This is a genomic window from Variovorax sp. J22G73, assembly GCF_030317035.1.
Lineage (GTDB): Bacteria > Pseudomonadota > Gammaproteobacteria > Burkholderiales > Burkholderiaceae_C > Variovorax.
Map to the genome: position 1 here is coordinate 14,306 of NZ_JASZYK010000005.1, position 24,116 is coordinate 38,421.

The following is a 24,116-nucleotide window of genomic DNA, read 5'->3' on the forward strand; positions in this document are numbered from 1 at the left end:
GCGTCTTTCGCGGCGCGCGGGCCTCAGCGCACTTCCTTGAACACGCCTTCCTTCACCTCGACCATGCGGAAGGCCGACACGTCCAGCCCCATGTGGTCGGTGGCCGACATCTTGTAGATGCCGCTCACGCCGACGAAGCCGCTGGTGGCCTCGATGGCGTCGCGCACCTTCTGCTTGTCGGTGCCGCCGGCGCGCTTGATGGCGTCGACCAGCAGGAACAGCGCGTCGTGCGCGTAGCCGCCGAAGGTCGACACGTCCATCTTCGCCTGCGACTCGTAGTCTTTCGCGTAGCTCACGCTGACCTTCTTCTGCGTGTCGCTGTCGGGCAGCGCCTGCGCGATGAGCAGCGCGGGCGAGGGCATGCGGATGCCTTCGGACGACTTGCCCGCGATGCGGATGAACTCGGTCGAGGCCTGCCCGTGTGTGGTGTACAGCGGCTGCTTCATGGCCAGCTGCTGGTAGTTGCGCGCGATGATGGCCGGCGCCTGCCCCGTGCCGAACACCAGGATGGCCTGCGCCGGCGACGACTTGATGCGCGTGAGCTGCGGCGTGATGTCGGTGTCTTTCTCGCCATAGGTCTGGTCTTCGGCCACCTTCAGGCCCAGCGTGCCGGCGAGCTTGAGCGTCTCGGTGCGGCCCGACTTGCCGAAGCCGCCCGTGTCCGACAGCAGCGCGAACTGCGTGAAGCCGCGCTGCTTCATTTCGCCCAGCACCTTCTCCGCGGCCATGCGGTCGGAGTGCGGCATCTTGAACACCCAGGACTTCACCGGCTCGACGATGACCGATGCGGCCGCCAACGAAATCATCGGCACCTTTGCCGCCTCGGCCTGCGGCACCATGGCCATGGTGGAGCCGGTGGTGGAGGCGCCCAGGATCACGTCGACCTCGTCCTGCATGATGAGCCGGCGCGTGAAGGCGTTGGCCTTGTTGGCGTCGCTGGCGTCGTCGTACAGCACCAGCTCCAGCTTGCGGCCGAGCACGCCGCCGGCCGCGTTGATCTTCTGCACGTACATCTCCAGCGTCTTCTGCTGCGGGTCGCCCAGGAAGGAGGCGGGACCGGTGGCGGACACCACGGCACCGATCTTGATGGCGTCGGCCGCGTGCACCACCGAGGCCAGCGGCAGCAGCGCGGCGGCCGCGAGCAGGGCGTTGACGGCGCGGCGGCCGAAGCGCGGGGAGGAAGGTCGGGCGTGGGGCTTGTCTGTCTTCATTTGTTGTCTCCGGATGGTTCTCGGTTTCTTGGCTTCTTGGCTTCTTTGCAGGGGAATCTTGTTGTTCTTCAGCGCGCGGGCTTTCTCCGCACGATGTGTATCGGGTGGCTGCGCACCTGCGGGGGCGGCAGGCCGAGCGCGCGTGCCAGCGTGCGGCCTTCGGGGTCGGCCAGCGCGGCCTCGCGGGCGGCGCGCACGCGCGCGGCGGCTGCTTCGAGCGAGGCGCTGTCGTGGGTGCTGGTGTTCAGCAGGCCGTGCATGTCGTCGAGCACCGCGCCAAGGTTGCGGTGGCCGCGCTCGCTGGTTTCGCCGTAGCCCTTCACCAGGTTGCCGCACAGCGCCAGCTCGAAGGCCAGCCGCGGGCTGAGCGCGAGCGTGCGGCGCACGGCGTCGAGCCAGCGTTCGATCATGGCCTGCTCGAAGGCGTAGCGCGACGTGCGCCGGCGCAGCGGCCGCAGCGAGCGCAGCGCGCACAGCATGGCAAAGCCGCGCACGGTGTCCGTGCGCATGTGCAGCCCCACGCTCAGCTTGTGGGCCTTGTGCGCGAGGCGCTTGCGCAGCCAGTCGGCGGCGCGCGTGGGCAGCAGCGAGCAGACCTCGTCGAGGCCGGGCTTGAGGTATTCGGTCAGGCGCAGCGGTTCGCCCTGGCGTGCGCCCACCTCGTCGCGCACGCGCTGCAGCCGGTCGCCGCGCGTCTTCAGGTCGGCCACGCGAATCACGTCTTCGTAGCTCATCCACAGCGCGAGGTAGCGTGCGGTTTCGCGCGTCACCGGAAAGTCGCCGGCCCAGGACTGCTCGGCCTTCCAGACGGCGTCGACGCGGTCCATGTAGAGGTCGGCGTAGCGCGTGTCCTGGTAGTCGGCCACCTGTTGCAAGCCGTGGTTGGCCAGTTCGCGCAGCGGCTCGGGCAAGGCCCTTGCGCGCTGATGCAGCGGGAGCGTGGGCGCGGCGGGCGCCTCGGTGACCGCGGCGGCGGCACCCGTCGCGCGGCTGGTCACATGGTCGTACCCCGCAGCGAAGCCCTTCAGGCTGGCCTCCACCGCCTTGCCCGATGCGCGAATGGCCTGCTCGCAGGCCTCGCGGGAGAACGGAATGGCGCCGCTGCCCGCCATGGCGCCGAACATCACCGTGTTGATGACGGTGCCGTTGCGCCACGCCAGCGCGCGCATGTCGAAGAGGAAGGTGCGTTGCGCCAGGCGCTCGGCCGCCTCGGTCACGCGCTGGCCGTCGTAGCGGCCGTCGCCCATGGCGGACTTTTCGGACACCGCGTACTCGCGGTGCAGCGAGGCCACGAGCGTGGTGCGCCGCGGGTGCACGAAGCCGCCCTGCAGCACGCGCCCGGCCTCCACCAGTTCGGACGCGGCGACGATGTCGACGTCGCCCGGGTTCGGCGTGAGAGAGAACACCGGCCGCGCGCCGTTCAGCTGCGCGCTGGGCACGGGGTAGATCTCGATGTAGTAGTTGGTCGCGCCCGTGCGCTGCGCCACGCCGGGCACCGAAGTGCTCTGCACCGGAAAGTCGTGCGCCTCGGCGGCGGAGATGAGCCAGTCGGCCAGCACGCCGCCGCCTTCGCCGCCCATGGCGGCCACCAGCACCGTGACGATGCGTGGCGTGGATGCCGATGCAGACGCAGCCGGCGCGGCAGATGTCTTCAGTTCGTTCATGCCGCAACCGCCTTCGCCGTGCCGAGGGAAGAACCCATCGGCGTGCGCGCCTTGCCGGCCATCAGGCCGATCACCCCGCCGCGCAGGCGGTGCAGCAGCCGCTCCCAGGTGCCGGCGTTCTGCACGATCTCGGCCTTGTAGAACGACGGACACAAAATGGCCGCATGCGCGTTCTCGCCGCACAGGCCGCAGCCCACGCAGCCCTGGTTCACCGTGGCCACCGGGTCGGTGCGCAGCGCGCTCGGGTTGGGCTTGACCGTGAGCGACGGGCAGCCCGACAGCCGAATGCACGAGTGGTCGCCGGTGCACACGTCGTCGTCGATGCCGAAGCGCGTGCGCACCACGCGCTCGCCGCGCTTCAGCTTGGCCGCGTTCACCGGCTTGATGCGGCGCTGCCGCTCCAGCTGGCATTCGCCGTCCGCAATGATGACCTTCAGCCCGCCTTGCTCGGTGGTCATGGCCTCCTGCAGCGTGTCGCGCATTTCCGCGACGTTGTAGCTGGTCACCTTGCGCACCCAGGCCACGCCCACGCCCTTCAGCGCCGCCTCGATGTCCAGCGTGAGCGGGCGGGCCGACGGCTGCGTGGGCGACGACGGAATGGCCTGCGTGCCCGTGGCCGAGGTGTAGCCGTTCTTCAGGATGACGAGCACCGAGTCTTGCCCGTTGTAGACCGCGTTCACCACGCCGCTGGTGAAGCCGTTGTGCCAGAAACCGCCGTCGCCCATGATGCTGACGACCCGGTTGCCCATGAGCGGGCCGATGCCCGACGAGCTTGCCAGCCCCAGCCCGTAGCCCAGCACCGTGCTTCCCGTGTTGAAGGGCGGCAGCGTGCCGAAGGTGTGGCAGCCGATGTCCGCGCTCACGTGCACCGCGCCCAGCTTCTTCTGCATCAGCTTGATGGCGGCGAACACCGGGCGCTCGGGGCAGCCGATGCAGAAGCCCGGTGGCCGGTTGGGCACCGGCACGCCCAGGGCGGCCACGGCCTGCGGCTTGAGCGTGGCCAGCGGCGCGGCGGCATCGGCCACCTGCAGCGCGCCGTCGCCCCCCAGCGCCTGCGGCTGCGCCTGGCGGATGAAGTCTGAAATGCAGCGCACCAGCACCTCGCCGGTGTACTCGCCGGCCATCGGGAAGATGTCCTTGCCGTGCAGGCGCGTGTCGCAGCCGGCCTTGCGCAGGATGGCGTGCAGCGCGTCTTCCATGTAGTTGGGCTGGCCTTCTTCCACCATCAGCACCGCGCGCTTGCCGGCGCAGAAGTCGACCAGCTCGTCGGGCACCATGGGGTAGACCACGTTGAGCACCTGCAGCGGAATGCGGCTGTGGCCGAAGGCGTCGGCCAGGCCGAGCTGCTGCAGCGCGCGGATGGTGCCGTTGTACAGGCCGCCGGGCACGATGAGGCCGATGTCGGTGCAGTCGCCGTCGAAGCGCTCGTTGAGCTTTTCCCGGCGAATGAAGTCCAGCGCGGCGGGCCAGCGCGAATCGATCTTCATGCGCTCCTGCGCGTAGATCGAGGGTGGCAGGTTGATGTTGGCGAAGTCGAACTGCGGCGTGTCGATCAGCTCGCGCGTGGAGATCGCGGGCGCGCGGTTGTCCTTGCACACGAAGCTGCCGTGCACGTGGCAGGCGCGGATGCGCAGCTGCAGCATCACCGGCGTCTGGCTGGCTTCCGACAGCTCGAAGCTGCGCTCCACCGCATCGACGATGGAGGCGAGGTTGGGGCGCGGGTCCATCAGCCACATCTGCGACTTCATCGCGAAGGCGTGCGTGCGCTCCTGGATGATGCTGGAGCCCTCGCCGTAGTCTTCGCCCAGGATGACCAGCGCGCCGCCCTTCACGCCGGCGGAGGCGAGGTTGGAGAGCGCGTCGGAGGCCACGTTGGTGCCCACGGTCGACTTCCACGTCACCGCGCCGCGCACCGGGTAGTTGATGGAGGCGCCGAGCATCGCGGCCGCGCCGGCTTCCGAGGCGCTGTTCTCGAAGTAGATGCCCAGCTCGTCGAGCAGGCCGCGCGCGTCGCCCAGCACGTCGATCAGGTGGGACACCGGCGCGCCCTGGTAGCCGCCGATGTAGCTCACGCCCGACTGCAGCAGCGCCTTGGTGACGGCGAGGATGCCCTCGCCATGGAATACCTCGTCGGCGCCCAGCGAAAGGCGTTTGACTTCTTCGGCGAAAGATCGCTCCATGCTGCTTGTCTCCGGCTGGCGCCCCGTGCGGCGCTGGCTTTGTTCTGTGGGGGGAATACGAGGGAATGCGGGTCTGGGCGAACTTTAGGAGCGGGCGTTCAACTGTCCTATCGATGCAACTTGCGTTACATATAGGCGGCATCGATGGAGGGCGCGCGCTATGGCACGGGCTTTGCTGCGGTTGTTGCTTCGAGCGGTGTGCGCTTTTCGGGGGAAGCAAGGTCAGCCTCCCGCAAGCTCGCCCGCCTATCTTCCCGTGGGAGCGCTGAACAGGGAAACTTCGGGTCGTTGCACCCCGGCGTCGAGGTTATCGAGGGAAGGAGAAAAGATGCGACAGCCGCGGCGTTGCGACACTGGACTGCATGTTTCGCAATGAATAATTTCAGCGTTTTTCACCTGGTGGTGCTGTACCTGCTCGGTGTCGTCACGGGCGTCCTGCTCATGGCCATGCTGGCTGCCTTCAGGCACGACCGGGAGCGCGGCAACCTCGAGGACGACTAGGCGGCCTGCCGCCGCAGCGGCCGAATCCTGCTCAAATCCGCGGTGGCACGCCACCCGCGCGCGCCTTGCCCAGGAAGGCCCAGATGAAGCTGTTCACCCACCGCGACGCGCTCCTCGCGCACGAGATCCTCGCGGACGTCGCGCGCTCCGAAGTCATGCCGCGCTTCAACGGAACCATCGCCAACGCGGCGCGCGAGAAGACATCGGCTTTTGACGTCGTCACCGACGCCGACGAGGCCGCCGAGCGCGAAATCTCGGCGCGGCTGCGCCAGGCGTTTCCGGGCGCCGCACTCGTCGGCGAAGAAGCCGCCGGGCGCGACCCGGACCCGATGGGGCAGATTGCGAGCGCCGACCTGGCCTTCGTCATCGACCCCATCGACGGCACCAAGAATTTCTCCAGCGGCGTTCCGCTCTTCGGGATGATGGTCGCGGCCACGGTGCGGGGCGAGGTGGTGTTCGGCGCCATTCACGACCCCGTGTGCCAGGACACCTCGCTGGCCATTCGCGGCGAGGGCGCCTGGCGGCAGGGCACGGGCCGGGCCACCACGGACCTGAAGGTGGCCCCCGCCGTTCCGGTGCGCGACATGCAGGGCGTGGCCGGAACCAACTTTCTTCCGCAGCCCCTGCGCGCCACGGTGACGCAGAACCTCTCGCGCATCGCGCTCAATTTCTGGCTGCGTTGCGCCGCCCACGAGTACCGGATGGTGGCGGCCGGCCACTGCCACCTGCTGCTCTATTACAGGCTGATGCCGTGGGACCACGCTGCGAGCTGGTTGCTGCACCAGGAGGCGGGCGGCTACAGCGCGCATTTCGATGCGAGCGCGTACAAGCCCGCGCACACCTCGGGCGGCCTGCTCTGCGCACCCGACCGCGCCTCGTGGGAAGAGATTCGAGAGGCGCTGCTCGGCCCCGCGATCTGACCGAAAGGGGCGGAACCGGATTAAAAAGGGGCCATGACGACGCCACTCGCTTCCTCCCTCCTCGGTCTCGCACTCGGTCTGAAGCTCGACGCTTCGGCCGGCGCCGCCGGCAATCGCTGCGCGGTCGAAGGCGTCAGCTGGACGCCGGGTGACAACGGCGCCACCGAGTTGCGGGTCCGCAAGCTCGAGGCCGCGGCGCTTCGCCTTGCCATGGGCTCGCTGGTGCTGGAGCTCGGCGGCGTCGTCGTGCACGAGCTGGTCGCGCAACTGCACACCGAAGCGGGCGTGCCGCAGCTTGTGTCGGTGGACGCGGCCAGCGTGGAGCTCATCGCCGTGAAGCTGCAAGGCCCGGTGACCGCGCCGTCTTCAGCAGCCGCCGCAGCCCCGCCGGCGGCCGACGCCTGGCGCCTCGACCCGCTCGGCACGGCCGCCGGAACCATCCGCGCGAAGATCACCGACGCGATGCTGCTGTTCGACGCCGACGTGACGGTGCCCGTTCGGCACGGGCAAATCGACTTCAACGACGCGACCGTCGAGCACGTGGGGCCCGACTCGCGCATGGGCGTGAGCCGGCTGGGCCTGTATGTCGATGCGCCGGACGGGCGCAGCTACCTGTACCAGTTCGCGTCGGCGCCGCTCGCGGGCGTGGAGTTCGAGCAGCGCGGGGCCTTGCTGAGCCCGTGGGTGTCCGAGCGCGGCAAGCTGCAGCTGCAGGCCTTCGCCGAATCGATGCTGCGCCAAGGCGTGGCCGCGCAGGGCCAGGGGCTCACGGAGCAGGCGCGCGTGCTGCTGGGCCGCACGGCGCTGTCGGGCGAGGTGCAGCTCGGCGATGGGCTGCTGGCGGCGCCGGGGTTGCAGGCAGAGCTGCAGGGCCGGGCCGAGGGCCGCAATGCCATCGCCCTGCATGCCAAGGCCGTGGGCCAGGGCGTGACGGCGGAAGTGGCATCGCTGTCGGCCCGCAACGCCATCGCGAAATTCGCACGCGGGCAACTGCGGTGCGATCAGCTCGCCGCAAGCCTCAAGCTGCAGCTGGTGTCGGACGGCAAGCAGCTGCGTTTCGCGCTCGACATGGCCAGCGCCACGCTCACGGCGCCGCGCGTCGAACCGCAGGCGCCCGGCGAGCCCGTTCAAGCATCAGGCGGCGGGTGACGGGCCCGCGGCCAGCGCGTCGTTGCGCACCGTGGCCGCGTCCAGGTTGTTGCCGTCGACGCGGCCCGCGCGCTCCTCGGTGTGCAGGCGGTGCAGCGGCAGGTACTGCGGGTACTCGCGCTGCATGAACGCGAGCAGCTCCTCGCGCACCAGGCAGCGCAGGTCGAAGGCCTGGCCCGACGAGGCGGCCGTGCACAGCACGCGCACCTGCATCGTGCGCTCTGTGGTGTCGGTGACCTGCAGGTTGAAAAAGCGCTGGTCCCACTGCGGCGCCGCGCGCACGATGCGTTCCACCTCCGCGCGCAGCGGCGCGATGGGCATGCCGAAATCGACATAGAAGAACACCGAGCCCAGCAGTTGCGCGCTGCTGCGCGTCCAGTTCTGGAACGGCTTCTCGATGAAGTAAGACAACGGAATGATCAACCGCCGGTCGTCCCAGATGCGCAGCACCACGTAGCTGCCGGTAATTTCTTCCACCCGACCCCATTCGCCTTCGACGATGAGCACGTCGTCGATGCGAATCGGCTGCGCCAGCGCAATCTGCAGCCCCGAGATGAAATTGCTGAACACCGGCTTCGCCGCCAGGCCGCCCACGATGCCGATCAGCCCGGCCGAGGCCAGCAGGCTGGCACCGAGCTGCTTGGCGCCCGGAAAGGTCAGCAGCATCATCGCCGCGCCGATGACCACCAGCACCGTCATGGCGCTGCGCGAGATGACGCGCGTCTGCGTCAGGATGCGGCGCGCGTTGGCGTTGTCTTCCACATCCACCGGATGCGAGGCGATGAGCCCGTTGGCAAAGCCCTGCACCACGCGCACCAGCACCCAGGTGATGGCGGCGATGAGCAGCAGGCCGTTCAGGTGGCGCACCTTGTCGATGTAGCGCAGGTCGTCCGGCGCGCCCTGCCACACGGCCTGCAGCGCCATGAGCGGCAGCGCGATGCCGGCCGGCGTGCGCACGGCCTGTATCACGGCCTGCACGGTCATCGACGAACGCGTGGCGCGCATGAGCACCATCTGCGCGGCACGGTGAATGAGGGTGGCCACCAGCACTGCGATCAGCGCGGCGACCCAGGTCTGGAACCAGGGGTGGGAGACGACGTAGTTCAAGGCGTGTTGCTTTCTCTGGAGGTCGTTGAAAGAACGTTCCTTTCTGACGCCTCCAGGCGCGCCCCGGTGTAGGGAGCGAACGCAAGTGGCCGTGGTGCGAGGTCGGAGGGCGCTGGCTCGTCAGTGCACGGCGCGGGCCACCCAACCGCTGACGACGCCCGCCACGTCGAGGTTGTTCTTCTCGAGCATCACCATGTGGCCGTTGCCGTGGATGCCGACGTCGGCGAGCCGCGTGAACTCGACGGTGGCGCCGGCCTGTCGCAGCCAGCGCACCGTGCAGTGGTCGAAGGGCGCGTGGTAGCTGGCCTCCGTGGAAATGACGGTGATCGGCATCGCCTTCAGGCTGGGCAACTGCCGCGCGGGCTCCTTCTGCACCCAGCACGCCTGCAACTGAGGGCCGTCGGGCGCGGCCTGCTGCTCGACCTGCAGGTCGGCGGGCTGCGCCGCGGCGGGCGTGTAGGCCAGCGCGATGTCGGCCGCGCCCCAGGCCGCGGTGTTGCGGCTGCCCGAGCGAATGGGCGGCCCCTGCGGCTCGATGGCCACGATGCCCTTCACCTGCCGCGGCCGCGCATCCGCGATCAGCCAGCCGAAGGGCCCGGCCTGCGAATGCGTGACCAGCACCGCGGGGCCGATGCGGTCGAGCAGCGCGGCGCCGGCTGCCTGCATGGCGGTCTGCGTGTCGACGTTGGAGCCCAGGTAGGCGACCTGGCTGGCGTAGAACTGGTCGAACACCGGGTCGCCTTTTTTTCCAGTGCCGGGCCACTGGGTGTGCAGCCTGGCCTGCGGCCAATCGCCGTCGGAGCGGGTGAACAGCGCCTCGGCCGTGGCGACCGAGAAGCTGCGGAGCTCGCCGTCGACGCCGGGGTTCCAGGCGGAGCGGCCGCGCGCGGGCTGGTCGACCATGTACACCTCGTAGCCCTGCTCGACGAAGTACTGCGCCCAGCCCTTGCGGCCGTCGGGCGTGGTCATCCAGTTGACCGCCGTCTGCGCCGTGCCGGAGATGAGCACCAGCGGGTATTTGCGCGTGGGCCGTGAAGGGCGCAGGTGCTCGACATACATCGCGCCGCGCATCACCTGGTGGGCGCCTTCGCCGACGTAGGCGCCGCCCACGAAGAACACCTCGCGGGAATCCGGCGCGCCCGTTGGCGCTGTAGAGGCGCAGCCGCAAAGCACCGCGCCCAGTGCGGCCAGTGCGGCACCGGCCGCCGCCAGCAATGTCTTCTGCATCGCGCCCTCAATCGATCGTTGCGCCTGAGTCGGCGACGGCCTTGGCCCAGCGGCCGATCTCGGCTTCGAGAAAGGTCCTGAACTCGGCGCTGCCGCCACCCGCGGGCTCGCCGCCTTGCGCACGCATCTGCGCGGCGAATGCCGGGTCGCGCAGCGCCTGGTTGACGAGCGCGTTCAGCCTGGCGACCACCGGGGCCGGCGTGCCGGCGGGCACGAACAGGCCCGACCACACCACGGCGCGGAAGGCCGGCACGCCTTGCTCGGTCAGGGTCGGCATGTCGGGCGTGAGCGGCGAACGCGCATCGGAGGCCACGCCGATCAGCCGCACCTTGCCGTTGCGGATCTGCGGAAGGATCGACGCGCCCGCGTCGAAGGCCAGCTGGATCTGCCCGCCGATCAAGTCCTGCAGCACCGCGGGCGAGCCTTTGTAGGGCACGTGGAGGATGTCCAGCCCCATCGACTTCTTCAGCGTTTCCATGGCCAGGTGCTGCGTGGTGCCGCTGCCGCCGGAGCCGTAGCTCATCTTGCCGGGGCGCGCATTGGCATAGGCCACCAGCTCCTTCAGGTTCTTCACCGGCAGTTCGTTGTTCACGACCAGGTACAGCGGCCCGGTCGACAGCGGCACCACGGGCTCGAAGGACTTCAGCGGCGCGTAGGGCAGCTTCTTGTAGAGCGAGGGGTTGATGGCCATCGGCCCGCCCGTGGAGAGCAGCAGCGTGTAGCCGTCGGGCGCGGCGTTCTTTGCCGACTCGGCCGCAATGATGCCGTGCGCGCCCGGCTTGTTGTCCACGAAGAAGGGCTGGCCGGTCTGGCGCGCGAGCTGGGTGGCGAGCGAGCGCGCATTGGCATCGGCCGAGTCGCCCGGCGGCGTGCCGATGATGATGCGGACCGACTTGGCGGGGTAGTCCGCCTGGGCGTGCGCGGGCGGGGCGGCGCTGAGCGCGGCGAGCAGGGCGAGGCCGGTGGCGAGGCTGGTCCCGAGGCTGGTCGCTAGGCCAAGAAAGCGTCTGGGGTGATGGGTCATGTGCATGTCTCCTGTCTTGTGCAGTGGATGTGTTCGGGTGCATCGGGTGAGGATCGACGCGGCCGCATCGCCCCTCGCCGGGCGCTTTCGCGCAGCCGGATGGAAGCGGAGTATCAGTGAAGCACCTGTGTTGTGCAAGTGGTATACCAAGTGGACGCAACAGGAATTTTTTTCTATACTCCGGCCCATGAACGCGAAACCTTCCCTTGCCGAACCGGATGTCGATTCGGCGCCAGACGCGGCCCTCGAGCCCTCGCTGGCACTGTCCGAGGTGGCCCACAAGGCCATGATGGGCATGCTGCTGAGCGGCGAGCTGGCCCCCAACGAAGTGGTGACCGAACGCCAGATCGCGTTGCAGCTCGGCATCTCGCGCACCCCGTTGCGCGAGGCCGTGCGACGCCTGGAAGGCGAGCGCCTGCTGGAGCGCCAGCGCAACGGCGCGCTGGTGGTGCGGGCGCTGCCCATCGAGGAATACATGCACATCCTCAACGTGCGCCGCCTGGTCGAGGGCGAGGCCGCGCGGCTGGCCGCCGGCCGCGTCGCCGTGGCCGAACTCGAGCTGCTGAAAAGCCGCATCGGCGAGGCGCTGCAGCTGCCCGAAGACGTCGTCACGCCCGAATTCGCCGCCAGCGACCGCGACCTGCATGCGCTCATTGCCGCGGCCTGCGGCAACCCGGTGCTGCAGCAGGTCATCGGCGACCTGCGCATGCGCACCGCCATGTTCAGGTTCGGCCGGCTGCCGCAGCGCCGCAAGACCGTGTGCGAGGAGCATCTGGAAATCATCGACGCGCTGATGGTCGGCGACGCGGAGCGCGCGCAGAAGGCCATGCACCACCACGTCGACCAGGTGCGGCTGATGATCCTGGCGCGTCTCGGCGGCCAGTAAGCACGCGGTCCGCGCGGGACTTTCTTCTTTTTCTTTTCCGTCACGACGAGGTGCTGCCAGGTGCCTCGTCGGCTTGGCCCTGCGCCAGACATTTCGTCGTTCGACATCGTTGCAAGGAGACATTCATGGCAGACGCAGACAGCTATTTCTTCCCGCCGGGCACAGGCATGGGCAACGTGCCGCACGCAACCGGGGTCGCCCCATGACCGGGCTGCCAGACCCTTCCGAGCGCCTGAAGGACACCGTCAACGTGCTGGTCCCCACCGGCGCGCTGGGCGCCGGCGTGCGCGAGTCCGATGTCGAGGCCGGGCTCGCGGCCGGCGCGCATGCCATCGCCTGCGATGCGGGCTCCACCGACAGCGGCCCGGCCTACCTTGCCACGGGCAGGTCGAAGTACTCGCGCGACGCCGTCAAGTCCGACCTGGCGATATTGATGCGTGCGCAGGCGCGCTCGGGCCTGCCGCTGCTCATCGGCTCCTGCGGCACCTCGGGCTGCGACATGGCGCTCGACTGGATGCGCGACATCGCGCTGGACATCGCCCGCGAGCACGGCCTGCTCCCGCGCATCGCGCTGCTGTATTCGGAGCAACAGCCCGCGCTGCTGAAGACCAAGGCCGGCGCGGGCCAGGTCACGCCGCTGGCGCCGATGACGGGCGACGGCGCCGCGCTGTTCGACGCCTGCGAGCACATCGTCGCGCTGATGGGGCCCGAGCCCTACATGGCCGCGCTGGAGGCGGGCGCCGACATCGTGCTGGGCGGGCGCACCACCGACACCGCCGTGCTGGCCGCCTTGCCGCTGCTGCGCGGCGCCGGCGCCGGCCCCGCCTGGCACGCGGGAAAGATCGCCGAGTGCGGCGGCCTGTGCACCGTCAACTCGCGCGATGGCGGCGTGATGATCCGCGTGGGACGCGACGCTTTCGAGGTCGAGCCGCTGAACGCGAGCAACCTCTGCACGCCGCGCACCGTGTCCGCCCACATGCTCTACGAGAACAGCGACCCTTTCCTGCTGCACGAGCCGGGCGGCGTGCTCGACGTGACCGATGCGAGGTACGAGGCCGTCGATGACCGCGTGGTGCGCGTGAGCGGCTCGCGCTTCCTGCCCCGGCCCTACACCATGAAGCTCGAAGGTGCTTCCACCGGCGCCTTCCAGACGCTGATGCTGGTCGGCATCCAGGACCGCGCGGTGCTCGCGCACATCGAGCGCTTCATCGCGCAGATGCACCAGGTGCTGTGCCAGCGCGTGAACGACACCATGGGCGCGCGCGCCGGTGTGTTCGACATTTCGCTTCGGCCCTACGGCTGGAATGCCGTGTCGGGCCTGCCGGTGGAGGCGGGCGCCGCGCTGCCGCGCGAAATCGGCCTGCTCTTCGTCGCGACCGCCGCCACGCAGGAACTCGCCACGCAGATCGCCAAGACCTGCAACCCCATGTTCTTCCACATGCCGCTCGAACGCGACATGCCCCTGCCCAGCTACGCCTTTCCGTTCTCGCCCGCCGAGATCGAGCGGGGCGCGGTGTACGAGTTCATGCTCAACCACGTGGTCCACGTGGGCCACGGCCTCGAGCTGGTACGCACCGAGTTCGTCGACACCACGGAGTTGCAACATGCCCAAGGTCAGTGAAGTCTGCCGCCACGTGCGCTCGAAAAACGCGGGACCGTTCTGGATCACCGTCGACCTGTCGTTCCCCGACCGCGAGAGCTTCGAGCGCTACGCCGGCGCGCAGGCGTTGCAGCCCGCCGCCATCGGCGCGCTGTTCGATGTCGATGGTTCGCAGGTCAAGTGCTTCCAGATCGCCGATCTCTCGGTCGTGAAAATCTCGTACCCGCGCCGACGCCCGCAAGGCGGCGCGCTGGAGCGCGACATGCACGGCGGCCAGCAGTACATTCGCCTGCTGGACGTGGTGCTGGACTAGCCGGCCCCATCACGTCCACCGCGCCCACCGCGCCCACCCGCAGGAGCCCGACCCATGCCCTTCGACCTTGAACGTTTCATGACTGCGCAGCAGCCGGTGTACGCCACGGTGTGCGAAGAGCTCGCGGCGGGCCGCAAGGCCAGCCACTGGATGTGGTTCGTGTTTCCGCAACTGCGCGCGCTGGGGCGCAGCTCGACCGCGAAGTTCTTCGGCATCGAAGGGCTGGACGAAGCGGTTGCGTACGGGGCGCACCCCGTGCTGCGGGAGCGCCTGCGCCATTGCACGCAACTGGTGCTTGGCGTGCAGGGCCGCACCATCCATCAGATCTTCGGCTCCCCCGACGACCTGAAGCTCTGTTCGTGCATGACCCTGTTCGAAGTTGCCGCGCCCGATGAGCCGGGCTTCGGCCTGCTGTTGCAGCAAGGCTTTGGCGGCGAGCGCGACGGCGCCACGCTGGCGCTGCTGTCGTCGCGGGCTGAAGGCTGAAGGCGCTCCCGGCACCCGGCACCCGGCCGCGAGCGCCTGGCCGGCATCAGGCCACGACAGTCATTTCCGCCATCAGTTCTTCCTTGCGCTGTGCGAGCTGCTCGCGCATGCCGACCAGGTCGAGCCCGTGCGCCGCGCGCGCCTTCGGAAACAGCTCGTTGCGCTCTTCCTTCACGTGGTGGTCGATGTATTCGCCCAGCACCTTCACCTTGGCGTCGAACTTCTCGTCGATGTCCGTGGCGTCCTGCAGCTGGGCAATCAGGTCCTTGGCGCTTGCGTGCTCGACCTCCGCCTCGTCCAGCAGGTCGGTGTCCTTGATGGCTTCGCGCACGGCGGGGTAGAAGATTTCTTCCTCGATCTGCGTGTGCACGGTCAGCTCCGCGCAGATCTGCTGGGCCAGCTCGCGCTTCTTGTCCGGCGCGCTCGCGGCCTTGGAGTGCGCGAGTTCTTCATAGGCCGTGAACATCTTCTTCACGTTCTTGTGGTCGGTGTCGAGCAGGGAGCATGCGTCGGGCGTGGCGCGCTTGGTGGTGGTCATGGAGAACTCCTGGAATTTAGAAAGTGGGGAAGGCGAAGATTGCGAGCCAGCCCTGTCGCGTTCGTAGGACCGCTTCGCCTCCCGTTGACGGTGCCGGCGTTCGCACCGGCGCGAGTGCTTGTCCGACTTGCACTCGCGAGCGCATCCCGCGCGCCACTTCGCGCGAAACGCAAAACCTCAAGTCCATCGAGGACGAATCCGCCGCGGTCCCAACACGTTCCCCAACACGTTCAAACCATTCGAAGGAGCACTGAAATGAGCAACCCGACAGTCGCCGGTTCCGGCGACGGCAGCCGCCCCACCACCAGCGGGGGCGTGGACAACATTGGCGGCGGCGAGAAGTTCTCGTCCACCAAGAACGCGGCCGGCGAAGACGTGTCGGGCCCCGCGCCGCAGGAGCGCATGCAGGCCAAGCGCAAGAGCGCGCAGTCGAACAAGCGCGACGACTCGGCCGCGCTCGGCCTCACGGAAGACCTGACACCGGTGCCCAACCGCGAGCCTGCGGAACAAGCGCAGCCGCAAGCACAAAGCGAAGAGCCGCAAGGCGAAGACCCCCAGTCGCGCGAAGAAGCCATCCGCCGCGCCGCCTACGAGGCCTACGAGCGCAGGGGCGGGCAGGGCGGAGACGAGCGGCAGGACTGGCTGGACGCCGAAGCCGAGGTCGACCGACAGCGCGCCAACAAGACCTGAGCTTCCTGAAGCATCGGCCCGAGCACAACGCCTCGGGCCTTTTCCATTCAAGGGTGCGGCGCCGTCAGTGCCGCTTGAAGTACTGCACTTCGCGCTCATGCTGCTCGGCCTTCTCGCGCGAATCGAAGGTGCCGAGGTTGCGGCGCTTGCCGGTCTTGGGGTCGGTCTTGCGCGAGTAGAGGCGGTATTCGCCGGACGCCAGCTTGCGGATCATGGTGGGCTCTTGGTTAGTGAACGATGAAGCAGGCCATGTTCGCGACACCATTCGCACACGGTGTCGGACGATTTCCAATCGGCTTGAAAGCGCCCCCGTCACATCAGCCCGACTGCCCCGCTCAAGCCTCCGCGCGCAACCGAACGGGAACCGACTTGGCCGCCGGCACCTTGCTCTGCTCCGCGTGGTGCGCCAGCGGCACCAGCGGGTTGCACTCCGGGTAGTAGCCGCCCACGCAGCCGAGCGGAATGTCGTACGGCGTCACGCGCAGCCCCGCCACCTCGCGCAGCTTGCCGTCGTCCACCGCGGTCGATGCGGTCACGAGCACGCCTTCCGCCAGGCCGAGCCGCGCGATGTCGTCGCGGTGCATCAGCAAGACCTTGCGCGTGCCGTACACGCCGCGAAAACGGTCGTCCAGGCTGTAGACGGTGGTGTTGAACTGGTCGTCGCTGCGCAGCGTCATCAGCCGCAGCACGTCGGGCCCGGTCTGCGGCGTGTCGGGGTCGGCCACGAGGCTGTCGAAGCTCATGAAGTTGGCCTTGCCGGTGGGGGTCTTCCACACGCGGTGACGTGCCGGAATCGGGCGGTGGAAGCCGCCCGGCGTGCGAAAGCGCCCGTTGAAGTCGCGGAACACCTCGGGCCACGTGGCCTCGATGGCGTCGCGCACCAGCGCGTAGTCGCCCACCCAGTCGTCCCACGGCACTTTCGCGTTCGGCTCCAGCGTGGCCTTGGCAATGCCCGCGACGATCGCGGCCTCGGACAGCAGCGTGTCCGCCGCGGGCTCTGCCAAACCCTTGGAGGCGTGCATGCAGCCGGTCGAGTCCTCTACCGACACGGTCTGCTCGCCGCTGCGCTGCCGGTCGATCTCGATGCGGCCCAGGCAGGGCAGCAGGTAAGACACCTCGCCGTGCACGATGTGGCTGCGGTTGAGCTTGGTGGCGATCTGCACCGTCAGCCGCATGCGCGGCCAGGCGGCTTCCACCAGCGCCGTCTCGGGCACGGCCCGCACGAAGTTGCCGCCCAGCCCGATGAACGCGCGCACCTTGCCATCGCTTTTCAGCAGGTCTTCGCACACCTCCACGGTGTTGAGCCCCTTCTTGCGCGGCGGCTCGAAGCCGTAGAGCTCGCCCAACTTGTCCAGCGGCACCAGCTCGGGCTTCTCGCTGATGCCGACCGTGCGCTGGCCCTGCACGTTCGAGTGGCCGCGCACCGGGCAGATGCCCGCGCCGCGCTGGCCGATGTGGCCGCCCAGCAGCAACAGGTTGCTCACCATCTGCACGTTCTGCACGCCCTTGCGATGCTGCGTGAGGCCCATGCCGTAGATGCCGATGACGGCCTTGGCGCCCGCGAACACATGCGCGGCCGCTTCCAGCTCGCGCCGCGCCAGGCCCGATTCGGCCTCGATGTCGGGCCAGGGCGCGGCGCGCACCGACGACGCGAAAGCCTCGAAGCCGTGCGTGTGCAAGGCGATGAAGTCGGCCGCCAGCACGCGCGCCCCGCCGTTGCGCAGCGCCTCGTCGTCCATGGCCACCAGCGCCTTGCACAGGCCGGTGATGGCGGCAATGTCCCCGCCCGTCTTCAGCTGCAGGTACTGCGTGCTGATGGTCGTCTGCGCGGGCGTGAGCATTTCCAGCGGAGACTGGGGGTTGACGAAGGCCTCGAGCCCGCGCTCGCGCAGCGGGTTGAAGGTGACGATGGGCACGCCGCGCTGGCGTGCGTCCTGCAGCTGGTGGAGCATGCGCGGGCTGCTCACGGCCGTGTTCTGGCCGAAGATGAAGATCGCGTCGGTGTGCTCGAAGTCGTCGAGCGTCACCGTGCCCACCGGCACGCCGATGGTCTGCGGCAGCGCCACCGAGGTGCTCTCGTGGCACATGTTGGAGCTGTCGGGCAGGTTGTTGTTGCCGTACAGGCGCGCCAGCAGCTGGTACATGTAGCTGGTCTCCAGCGACGCCCGGCCCGAGGCATAGAACACCACCGACTCCGGGTCTTGCGCGCGCAGCTGCCGCAGCTCGGCGCCGATGCCGTCGAAGGCGTCCTGCCAGCTCACCTGCTCGTAGTGGTCGGTCTCGCGGTTCCAGCGCAGCGGCACCGTCAGGCGCCCGCCGCTTTCCAGGTCGAGGTCGCTCCACTGCGCGAGCTCGGCCACGGTGTGCTGCGCGAAGAACTCGGCCGGCAGCCGCTTGCTGGTCAGCTCCCACGCCGTGGCCTTGGCGCCGGCCTCGCAGAACTCCGCCGGGTGCGGGTGCTCGGGCTTGGCCCACGCACAGCTCACGCAGGCGAAGCCGTCGGGCTTGTTCTGGTGCAGCAGCGCGCGCGTGCCGTTGATGGCGATGTGCTCGCGCAGCAGCGAGGTGGTGACGGCCTTCATCGACCCCCAGCCGCCGGCCGCGTGGGTGTAGGGCTTGAACTTGGGAAGGGCGCTCATGGGTTGGAAACGTTGCAGTCGTCAGGAGGAAGGAGATGACGACTTTCTGCCGCCGCCTCTGGCCGGCCTGTAGGACGCCCGCTGGTCGCGCTGCCATCAGGCAAGCGTGGCCCGCTCGGAGAGTTCAGTAGCGCCAACAAACGTCGGTGAGCCCTTCGCCTACCCGCGCGTTCGCTTCTGGCGGATGGCAGCGCGCCGGCCAGGCGGCACAGTGACCCGTATTCCGGAGCCCGCCTTGAACACCGCAATCCTCCCGCCGCAGCCCAAGCCGCAGTCCAGCTTGCAGTCCACCAGCAAGACCGTGCAGCTCTACCACCTGTGCAGGGACGCCGTCATGGCCTGGATCGACGACTTCGCCCCGAGCATGGGCGCGGCGATTTCCTACTACACGATGTTCTCGCTGGCACCGCTGCTGGTCATCGTCATCGCCGTGGCTGGCGCGCTGTTCGGCGCCGAGGCGGTGCAGGGGCAGATCGCGGCGCAGCTGTCGGGCCTCATCGGGCAGGACGGCGCGCTGGCGGTGCAGGGGCTGGTGAAGAGCGCGAGCGCGCCGTCGCGCGGCCTCATTGCCGGCGGCATCAGCATCGTGGTGCTGGTGGTGGGCGCGACCACGGTGTTCGCCGAACTGCAGAGCGCGCTCGACCGCATCTGGCACGTGCCTGAGCGCGTCAAGCCCACGGGGGTGTGGGGCGTGCTGCGCGCGCGCGTGCTGTCGTTCGGGCTCATCCTGGGGCTCGCGTTCCTGCTGATGGTGTCGCTGGTGGTCAGTGCCGCGCTGGCGGCGCTCGGCAGCTGGAGCACGGGGCTGTTCCCCGGCTGGGAGCTGCTGCTCCAGGGCGCCAACGTGCTGGTGTCGCTGGGCATCCTGACGCTGCTGTTCGCGATGATCTTCAAGTTCATGCCCAGCGCGCCCATCGCGTGGCGCGACGTGTGGATCGGCGCGCTCGTCACCGCCGTGCTGTTCGAGATCGGCAAGGTGCTGATCGGCCTGTACCTCGGCAAGAGCGGCATGAACGAATCGTTTGCCGCGGCCGGCTCGCTGGTGGTGTTGCTGGCGTGGGTGTACTACGCCGCGCAGATCTTCCTGCTGGGCGCGGAGTTCACCAAGGTGTACGCCAACGCGCACGGCTCGGTGGCGGCGGCCAAGGCGCAGGCGGCCACCGATACCGCGGCTGAGCAGGCGAAGGCGGGCACCGATGGCACGGTGGTGGCTGCCCCTGGCAAGGGCACCTCGCACATCGAAGACGCGCAGCGCCTGGTCGAGAAGCGCACGCGCAAGGCCGTGGCCACGCTGACGCAGCAACTGGTGGGGCTGGTGGTGGTCACGGTAGCGAGCACGGTCGTCTCGCGGATGGCGCGCAAGGCCCACAGCGAGCACAGGGCGCACAAGCGTTCGCTGCGCGCGGTTCCTCTCGCGCGTGGTCCGAAACATTCGAAGTAGTGGTTGAAGGAAGGGTTGAAGTAATGGTTGAAGGAAGGGCTGAAGGAAGAGCTGAAGGAATCGCCCTTGCTCAGCGCCGGCGCTGCGTCGCCGCCTGGTAGATGTTCATCAGCGGCGTGGCGGAGATGCCATGCACGATCACCGACACCGCCACGGTGACCAGCACCGCGCCGCCGATGCTGCCGATTTCCGACGACGAGGCGCCGTGCGTGGTCGCGTACGCCAGGTAGTACATCGAGCCCACGCCCCGTATGCCGAACCATGCGCCCAGCCGGCGCTGCGGCGCGGTCCAGTCGCTGCGCAGGGTGGAGATGTAGACGGCCACCGGCCGCGCCACGGCAATGAGCAGCACGGCGATCAGCAGGTTTCTGAGCGTCAGCATTTCCGTGCGCAGCAGGCAGCCGATGACCAGCATGGCCGCCAGCTCCACGAACTTCTCCAGCTCGCGGGCGAACTCCAGCACGTCGCGCGTCATCGCGCCCGCGGTCTCCGCGTGTGCGGCGGCGGCCTCCTTGGCCTGCGGCGGCTTCGCGGCCGAGCGCACCTCGTCGGCCTCGTCTTCGACCGCGCGCTCCACGTTGCGCATGCTCAGCCCTGCCACGAAGACGGCGAGGAAGCCGTACACCGACGCATGCAGCGCAATGCCGTAGGTCAGCGCGATGAGGCCCAGCGCCAGGAAGCTTTCCATGCCAAGCGCCTGCTTCTTCTCGGTCTGCAGGAAGAGCACCAGCCGCGTGAAGGCGGCGCCGCACGTCCAGCCCAGCGCCAGCCCGCCCACGATGGGCCACGCCACGTCCAGCCCCAGCCAGCGCAGGCCCCAGGGCCCCAGATGGTGGGCGCCGGCCAGGCCCAGCGCGAGCATCACGAACGGAAACGCCGCGCCGTCGTTCAATCCACCTTCGGCCGTGAGCCCGAAGCGCAGGTCGTCCTGGTCGTTCTCGTGGCGCACCTGCACGTCGGAGGCCAGCACGGGGTCGGTGGGCGCGAGGATGGCCGCGAGCAACAGCGCGGCGGCCAGTGAAAGATGAAGGGCCAGGCCCGCGAGCGTCATCAGCGCGATGGTGATGACCATGCCCAGCGTGGCGAGCAACACGGGCTGCCGCCAGCTCGACACCTGCATGCGGATGCGCAGGCGAAGCCCGACCGCGAAGAGCGACACCAGCACCGCCACTTCGCTGATGGTTTCTACCAGCGCGGCATCGGCCTTGATGCCGATGCGCACCAGGTTGAAACCACCCGGCCCCAGCGCGAAGCCCAGGGCCATGTAGAGCGCCGCGGCGCTGATGGGCAATGTCTTGAGCAGCGTGCCCGACAGCGCCATCAGGATCAGCAGCGCGCCGATCATCAGGTCCCAGGTCGCCGCGGTCATGGGTGGGCGCCGGGAGGCGGTGTCGAGGGGGCGTCGATCAGTCCGTCGATCAGTGGAAGAACAACGCGATCAGGATGATGACCGGAATCGGCACGCCAAGAAAAAGCAGCAGAAGTGAGCGCATGGAAATCTCCTTTGGTGTGTTTGTGGATGTCGTTGAACAGGCCGCTACAGCTCAAAGGTCGCGGCGGCGGCCACCGTAGGTGGCGGCAAAGCTCGCGACGAAGGCACCGATGAGCATCGACACCACCAGCCACAGCGAGGCATAGGCCGAGGCCTTGCGGGCCGCGTCGGCCGCTTCCTTGGCCTTGGCCTGCGCGTCCTTCAGGGCGGCCTGGGCCTTGGCGTAGGTGTCGTTGACGCGCTTCTCGGCGTCTTGCTGGCTAAGGCCGGTGCGCTGCGCGACCACCTGGCCCACGTACTTCGCGTCTTCGGGCGGCAGCGCGCCGGTGCGGATGCTGTTCAGGAAGATGCGGCTGACTTCGGCATTGGTCGAGGAGGGGCTGCGCTCAGGCATGGCCGGCGCCATGGCAGGCGCGGTGCTGCCATCGGCCGCGGCGGGTGTCGCGGCTGCGGTGGCATCACGGCGGAACAGCGAGTCGATGAAGTAGCTGGTCGGGCCGGAACTGCTGTCCGAACCGGACTGCGAAGCCGCGGCACCCGCGCCCGCAGCGGTGGCTGCAGTCGCCGCGCCACCGGCCACCGTGGCACCCGCTTGCGCGCCGGCACCGACGATGGAGCCCACCACCGAGCTCAGCAGCGCGGCCGTCAACAGCGTGGCCACCGACCATGCGAGAAAGCCGTGCGCCGTGTCGCGAAAGTACACCTCGTCGGTGTGCACGCCGGCCCACTTGGTGCGCAGCCGCCCGGCCAGGTAGCCGCCCATGCCCGAGGCCGCGATCTGCGTGAACGTGAGCCACAGGATGGTGGCCACGCCGACGGCCGTGGCGCTCGCGCCCTGGTTGGCCCAGGGGCTGACCGACGACATGCCCAGCCCGGTGCCCAGCAGCAGCAGGATCAGCGACAGCGACGCGGCACCCGCCGCCCCCGCGAAGATCGCGCCCCATGACACGCCGCTCTGGCTGAGGGCCCCTTCTGTGACGCTGACCGGTGTATTGACGCCGTATTGAGCCATGGCTGCTCCTTGTTGTGGAGCGGTAACTTTTTGTCCACGGCGTTTTCGCTTCAGTCGTCCGCCCACGCGAAGCGGGGTAGGCGAGGTGCCCGAGCGCGGGGCGCCCATGCCTCCGCTGATGTTGGGTAGGAAGCCCATGCGCGAGATCAGGAGGTGCCGTCCGACGTGGCCGCGCAGGTGAACGGCCGAGCTTCAACCCGTCTTGAACGCCCTTCCTCTTCCCTCTTTCCTCTTTCCCTTTCAACACCCCCAAGGACACCCACCAATGAGCCAAGCCGATTCCAGCCGCCGCAGCGACGATGGCAAACCCAACCCCGTCATCAACGCGCTGTCGAACGCCGTGGCCGCCTTGCGCGCCGACGACGACCAGCTCGAACTGGCCAAGGCCCACGAAGAACTCGGCCCCAAGGCCATCGAAAAGCTCTCGGTGCCCGAGGCGCGCCAGCAGCCGACCGCGGCCGACGCGGTGAAGGCGCTGCTGCAGAAGCAGGGCAAGTCGACACGGCCCGAAGACCTGGTGCCGGGCATTGCCATGACCACCGCTTCGGTCGACGGCGCGGCGGGCCCGTTGCCCGCCAACGTGTACACGCCGGTCGGCACGGGGCCGTTTCCGGTGGTGCTGTACTTCCACGGCGGCGGCTGGGTGATTGCCGACAAGAACGTGTACGACGGCGGCGCGCGCGGCCTGGCCCATGCGGCCCAGGCCATCGTGGTGTCTGTGGACTACCGCCAGGCGCCCGAACACAAGTTTCCGGCCGCGTGGGACGACGCGCTGGCCGCCTACCGCTGGCTGATCGCCAACGCCGCCTCGCTGGGCGGCGACCCGGCGCGCCTTGCCATTGCCGGCGAGAGCGCGGGCGGTAACCTGGCCGTGGCCACCGCCATCGCGGCGCGCGACGCGGGCCTGCCGGCACCGCGGCATGTGGTGTCGGTGTACCCGGTCGCGCAGACCAGCCTGAACACCGAGTCGTACATCGAGAACGCGATCGCCAAGCCGCTGAACCGCGCGATGGTGCAATGGTTCGTCGAGCACCTGGTGCGCGACAAGGCCGACCTGAAGGACACGCGGCTGCAACTGATCGAGGCCGACCTGGCGGGGCTGTCGCCCGTGACCCTCATCAACGCGCGCCTCGATCCGCTGCGCAGCGACGGTGCCAAGCTGGAAGACGCGCTGCGCGATGCGGGCGTGCCGGTCGAGCGGCGTGAATACGAGGGCGTGGCGCACGAATTCTTCGGCGCTGCCGCCGTGCTCGAGAAGGCGCGCGAGGCGCAGGCCTTCGCGGGTGAGCGCCTGCGTGCGGCCTTTGTCTGATAAGCGGGCAGACGGCGCGGTAGAGCCGAAGCCCCATGCGCTTTGCTTTCGGGGCGTGTGGGTCTGGGCCTTTGCCTACGCATCTTGAGTCCCCGCACCGACGGGGCTTCTCGCATGCCTGAACGGCAATAGCAGCTTCGCAACGCCGTTGCTTCTTCTCTTCCGACACGACCATGGCCGAAGACGTCAAGACCCTTGCCCAGGCGAAAGTGCGGCTCGCCGCTTCCCGTGCGGCGCTTGTCGCAGTGATGGCGCCCGCGCATCCACGCGCGCCCGCTCGATCTGCACGGCCCGCGCTTCAGGCTGCGCAGCCGGGTGACGAATCCGATTCACCCGGTTCACCCGGTTCGCTGTCGCAGCGCGTCCAGCAGGGCGTGAGCCAGAGCGTCGTCGGCCGCTGGTGGCGCCGCAGCCACCTGAGCACCGCCACCGAGCTGGCCACGCCCTTCCTGCAGCACTACGCCGAGCGGCATCCGGCCCGGCTCATGGCCTATGCGGCGGGCACGGGCTCGCTGGTGGTGCTCGTGAAGCCCTGGCGCCTGCTCTCGCTGAGCATGGTCGTGGGGCTGATGGTGCGCAGCACCGACATCGCAGGCCTGATCTCCGAATACCTGGTGCCCGAACTCGGCGACACGCGCCATCCGCGCGACGACTTCCTCGACCGGTCTCCTTGAGGCCCGTGCAGGCCTTCAAAGAGGCGCCGGCCGTGACACGTTCGCGCCAG

General features: G+C 68.9%; 22 protein-coding genes. 11 read left to right on the forward strand and 11 right to left on the reverse strand.

Features of this window, described 5'->3' with window-relative positions:
• Nucleotides 1-23: 23 nt before the first annotated feature.
• The 3 genes from QTI51_RS19570 to QTI51_RS19580 form a co-directional block, all read right to left on the reverse strand.
• On the reverse strand, nt 24-1,211 hold the full coding sequence (locus QTI51_RS19570) for an ABC transporter substrate-binding protein (protein ID WP_286515176.1): 1,188 nt from the start codon (nt 1,209-1,211) through the stop codon (nt 24-26).
• A 68-nt stretch (nt 1,212-1,279) separates the two neighbouring features.
• On the reverse strand, nt 1,280-2,875 hold the full coding sequence (locus tag QTI51_RS19575; RefSeq protein WP_286515177.1) for an indolepyruvate oxidoreductase subunit beta family protein: 1,596 nt from the start codon (nt 2,873-2,875) through the stop codon (nt 1,280-1,282).
• Nucleotides 2,872-5,055 (reverse strand): thiamine pyrophosphate-dependent enzyme, encoded by a 2,184-nt coding sequence (locus QTI51_RS19580; protein WP_286515179.1) that lies wholly within the window; start codon nt 5,053-5,055, stop codon nt 2,872-2,874. The genes QTI51_RS19575 and QTI51_RS19580 overlap by 4 nt, the downstream gene beginning before the upstream one ends.
• Before the next feature lie 372 nt (nt 5,056-5,427).
• Between QTI51_RS19580 and QTI51_RS19585 the strand changes: the two genes are divergently transcribed.
• From QTI51_RS19585 to QTI51_RS19595, 3 genes are all read left to right on the forward strand, one after another.
• On the forward strand, nt 5,428-5,556 hold the full coding sequence (locus tag QTI51_RS19585) for a hypothetical protein (protein ID WP_286515180.1): 129 nt from the start codon (nt 5,428-5,430) through the stop codon (nt 5,554-5,556).
• A gap of 83 nt (nt 5,557-5,639) precedes the next feature.
• Nucleotides 5,640-6,476 carry an inositol monophosphatase family protein gene (locus QTI51_RS19590; RefSeq protein WP_286515181.1) on the forward strand — a complete coding sequence of 279 codons (837 nt, stop codon included), beginning with the start codon at nt 5,640-5,642 and terminating at the stop codon, nt 6,474-6,476.
• A gap of 33 nt (nt 6,477-6,509) precedes the next feature.
• Nucleotides 6,510-7,625, forward strand: coding sequence for a hypothetical protein (locus QTI51_RS19595; RefSeq protein WP_286515183.1), 1,116 nt, complete (start codon nt 6,510-6,512; stop codon nt 7,623-7,625).
• On the opposite strand, the gene QTI51_RS19600 is transcribed toward QTI51_RS19595, so the two are convergent.
• From QTI51_RS19600 to QTI51_RS19610, 3 genes are all read right to left on the reverse strand, one after another.
• The gene (locus QTI51_RS19600; protein ID WP_286515184.1) at nt 7,611-8,732 is read right to left on the reverse strand and encodes a mechanosensitive ion channel family protein; all 1,122 of its coding nucleotides are present in this window, start codon (nt 8,730-8,732) and stop codon (nt 7,611-7,613) included. The genes QTI51_RS19595 and QTI51_RS19600 overlap by 15 nt on opposite strands.
• Nucleotides 8,733-8,852: 120 nt before the next feature.
• Nucleotides 8,853-9,959: an alpha/beta hydrolase gene (locus QTI51_RS19605; protein WP_286515186.1), complete on the reverse strand. Its 1,107-nt coding sequence runs from the start codon at nt 9,957-9,959 to the stop codon at nt 8,853-8,855.
• A 7-nt stretch (nt 9,960-9,966) separates the two neighbouring features.
• Nucleotides 9,967-10,983: a Bug family tripartite tricarboxylate transporter substrate binding protein gene (locus tag QTI51_RS19610; RefSeq protein ID WP_286515187.1), complete on the reverse strand. Its 1,017-nt coding sequence runs from the start codon at nt 10,981-10,983 to the stop codon at nt 9,967-9,969.
• Between the two features lie 187 nt (nt 10,984-11,170).
• Between QTI51_RS19610 and QTI51_RS19615 the strand changes: the two genes are divergently transcribed.
• The 4 genes from QTI51_RS19615 to QTI51_RS19630 all read left to right on the forward strand — a co-directional run bounded on the left by QTI51_RS19615 (nt 11,171) and on the right by QTI51_RS19630 (nt 14,268).
• A complete protein-coding gene (locus QTI51_RS19615) occupies nt 11,171-11,869 on the forward strand; it encodes a GntR family transcriptional regulator (RefSeq protein WP_286515189.1) in 699 nt (232 codons plus the stop codon).
• A 202-nt stretch (nt 11,870-12,071) separates the two neighbouring features.
• Nucleotides 12,072-13,490 (forward strand): acyclic terpene utilization AtuA family protein, encoded by a 1,419-nt coding sequence (locus QTI51_RS19620; protein ID WP_286515191.1) that lies wholly within the window; start codon nt 12,072-12,074, stop codon nt 13,488-13,490.
• Complete coding sequence (locus QTI51_RS19625) at nt 13,474-13,782, forward strand: DUF4387 domain-containing protein (RefSeq protein WP_286515193.1); 309 nt, start codon at nt 13,474-13,476, stop codon at nt 13,780-13,782. Before QTI51_RS19620 ends, QTI51_RS19625 begins: the two co-directional genes overlap by 17 nt.
• Nucleotides 13,783-13,836: 54 nt before the next feature.
• Entirely contained in the window at nt 13,837-14,268 is a 432-nt protein-coding gene (locus QTI51_RS19630; RefSeq protein ID WP_286515195.1) for a DUF1810 domain-containing protein, read from the forward strand.
• Nucleotides 14,269-14,314: 46 nt separating this feature from the next.
• Here QTI51_RS19630 and QTI51_RS19635 read toward each other — a convergent pair whose 3' ends face one another.
• Nucleotides 14,315-14,806: a hemerythrin domain-containing protein gene (locus QTI51_RS19635; protein ID WP_116911258.1), complete on the reverse strand. Its 492-nt coding sequence runs from the start codon at nt 14,804-14,806 to the stop codon at nt 14,315-14,317.
• A gap of 255 nt (nt 14,807-15,061) precedes the next feature.
• On the opposite strand from QTI51_RS19635, the gene QTI51_RS19640 reads away from it, so the two are divergent.
• Nucleotides 15,062-15,496, forward strand: a complete 435-nt coding sequence (locus QTI51_RS19640) for a DUF2934 domain-containing protein (RefSeq protein WP_286515197.1) — start codon at nt 15,062-15,064, stop codon at nt 15,494-15,496.
• 64 nt (nt 15,497-15,560) lie between these two features.
• Here QTI51_RS19640 and QTI51_RS19645 read toward each other — a convergent pair whose 3' ends face one another.
• Both QTI51_RS19645 and QTI51_RS19650 read right to left on the reverse strand, forming a co-directional pair.
• On the reverse strand, nt 15,561-15,710 hold the full coding sequence (locus tag QTI51_RS19645) for a hypothetical protein (protein ID WP_116911391.1): 150 nt from the start codon (nt 15,708-15,710) through the stop codon (nt 15,561-15,563).
• A gap of 121 nt (nt 15,711-15,831) precedes the next feature.
• Nucleotides 15,832-18,135, reverse strand: coding sequence for an FdhF/YdeP family oxidoreductase (locus tag QTI51_RS19650; RefSeq protein WP_286515201.1), 2,304 nt, complete (start codon nt 18,133-18,135; stop codon nt 15,832-15,834).
• Nucleotides 18,136-18,370: 235 nt separating this feature from the next.
• Here QTI51_RS19650 and QTI51_RS19655 point away from each other — a divergent pair, with 235 nt between their 5' ends.
• On the forward strand, nt 18,371-19,576 hold the full coding sequence (locus QTI51_RS19655) for a YihY/virulence factor BrkB family protein (RefSeq protein WP_286515203.1): 1,206 nt from the start codon (nt 18,371-18,373) through the stop codon (nt 19,574-19,576).
• 70 nt (nt 19,577-19,646) lie between these two features.
• Here QTI51_RS19655 and QTI51_RS19660 read toward each other — a convergent pair whose 3' ends face one another.
• Together QTI51_RS19660 and QTI51_RS19665 are read right to left on the reverse strand one after the other, a co-directional pair.
• Nucleotides 19,647-20,945: a cation:proton antiporter gene (locus tag QTI51_RS19660; protein WP_286515205.1), complete on the reverse strand. Its 1,299-nt coding sequence runs from the start codon at nt 20,943-20,945 to the stop codon at nt 19,647-19,649.
• A 175-nt stretch (nt 20,946-21,120) separates the two neighbouring features.
• Nucleotides 21,121-22,080 carry a hypothetical protein gene (locus tag QTI51_RS19665; RefSeq protein WP_286515206.1) on the reverse strand — a complete coding sequence of 320 codons (960 nt, stop codon included), beginning with the start codon at nt 22,078-22,080 and terminating at the stop codon, nt 21,121-21,123.
• A gap of 265 nt (nt 22,081-22,345) precedes the next feature.
• Between QTI51_RS19665 and QTI51_RS19670 the strand changes: the two genes are divergently transcribed.
• Nucleotides 22,346-23,392 (forward strand): alpha/beta hydrolase, encoded by a 1,047-nt coding sequence (locus tag QTI51_RS19670; RefSeq protein WP_286515208.1) that lies wholly within the window; start codon nt 22,346-22,348, stop codon nt 23,390-23,392.
• A gap of 173 nt (nt 23,393-23,565) precedes the next feature.
• Nucleotides 23,566-24,066, forward strand: a complete 501-nt coding sequence (locus QTI51_RS19675) for a hypothetical protein (RefSeq protein ID WP_286515210.1) — start codon at nt 23,566-23,568, stop codon at nt 24,064-24,066.
• Nucleotides 24,067-24,116: the final 50 nt, after the last annotated feature.

Coding starts and splice junctions, on each gene's coding strand:
- QTI51_RS19625 (WP_286515193.1), top strand. CDS start 13,474: ATGCCCAAGGTCAGTGAAGTCTGCCGCCACGTGCGCTCGAAAAACGCG.
- QTI51_RS19660 (WP_286515205.1), bottom strand. CDS start 20,945: ATGACCGCGGCGACCTGGGACCTGATGATCGGCGCGCTGCTGATCCTG.
- QTI51_RS19675 (WP_286515210.1), top strand. CDS start 23,566: ATGGCCGAAGACGTCAAGACCCTTGCCCAGGCGAAAGTGCGGCTCGCC.
- QTI51_RS19585 (WP_286515180.1), top strand. CDS start 5,428: ATGAATAATTTCAGCGTTTTTCACCTGGTGGTGCTGTACCTGCTCGGT.
- QTI51_RS19615 (WP_286515189.1), top strand. CDS start 11,171: ATGAACGCGAAACCTTCCCTTGCCGAACCGGATGTCGATTCGGCGCCA.
- QTI51_RS19665 (WP_286515206.1), bottom strand. CDS start 22,080: ATGGCTCAATACGGCGTCAATACACCGGTCAGCGTCACAGAAGGGGCC.
- QTI51_RS19630 (WP_286515195.1), top strand. CDS start 13,837: ATGCCCTTCGACCTTGAACGTTTCATGACTGCGCAGCAGCCGGTGTAC.
- QTI51_RS19640 (WP_286515197.1), top strand. CDS start 15,062: ATGAGCAACCCGACAGTCGCCGGTTCCGGCGACGGCAGCCGCCCCACC.
- QTI51_RS19635 (WP_116911258.1), bottom strand. CDS start 14,806: ATGACCACCACCAAGCGCGCCACGCCCGACGCATGCTCCCTGCTCGAC.
- QTI51_RS19670 (WP_286515208.1), top strand. CDS start 22,346: ATGAGCCAAGCCGATTCCAGCCGCCGCAGCGACGATGGCAAACCCAAC.
- QTI51_RS19580 (WP_286515179.1), bottom strand. CDS start 5,055: ATGGAGCGATCTTTCGCCGAAGAAGTCAAACGCCTTTCGCTGGGCGCC.
- QTI51_RS19645 (WP_116911391.1), bottom strand. CDS start 15,710: ATGATCCGCAAGCTGGCGTCCGGCGAATACCGCCTCTACTCGCGCAAG.
- QTI51_RS19575 (WP_286515177.1), bottom strand. CDS start 2,875: ATGAACGAACTGAAGACATCTGCCGCGCCGGCTGCGTCTGCATCGGCA.
- QTI51_RS19570 (WP_286515176.1), bottom strand. CDS start 1,211: ATGAAGACAGACAAGCCCCACGCCCGACCTTCCTCCCCGCGCTTCGGC.
- QTI51_RS19605 (WP_286515186.1), bottom strand. CDS start 9,959: ATGCAGAAGACATTGCTGGCGGCGGCCGGTGCCGCACTGGCCGCACTG.
- QTI51_RS19595 (WP_286515183.1), top strand. CDS start 6,510: ATGACGACGCCACTCGCTTCCTCCCTCCTCGGTCTCGCACTCGGTCTG.
- QTI51_RS19590 (WP_286515181.1), top strand. CDS start 5,640: ATGAAGCTGTTCACCCACCGCGACGCGCTCCTCGCGCACGAGATCCTC.
- QTI51_RS19610 (WP_286515187.1), bottom strand. CDS start 10,983: ATGACCCATCACCCCAGACGCTTTCTTGGCCTAGCGACCAGCCTCGGG.
- QTI51_RS19620 (WP_286515191.1), top strand. CDS start 12,072: ATGACCGGGCTGCCAGACCCTTCCGAGCGCCTGAAGGACACCGTCAAC.
- QTI51_RS19650 (WP_286515201.1), bottom strand. CDS start 18,135: ATGAGCGCCCTTCCCAAGTTCAAGCCCTACACCCACGCGGCCGGCGGC.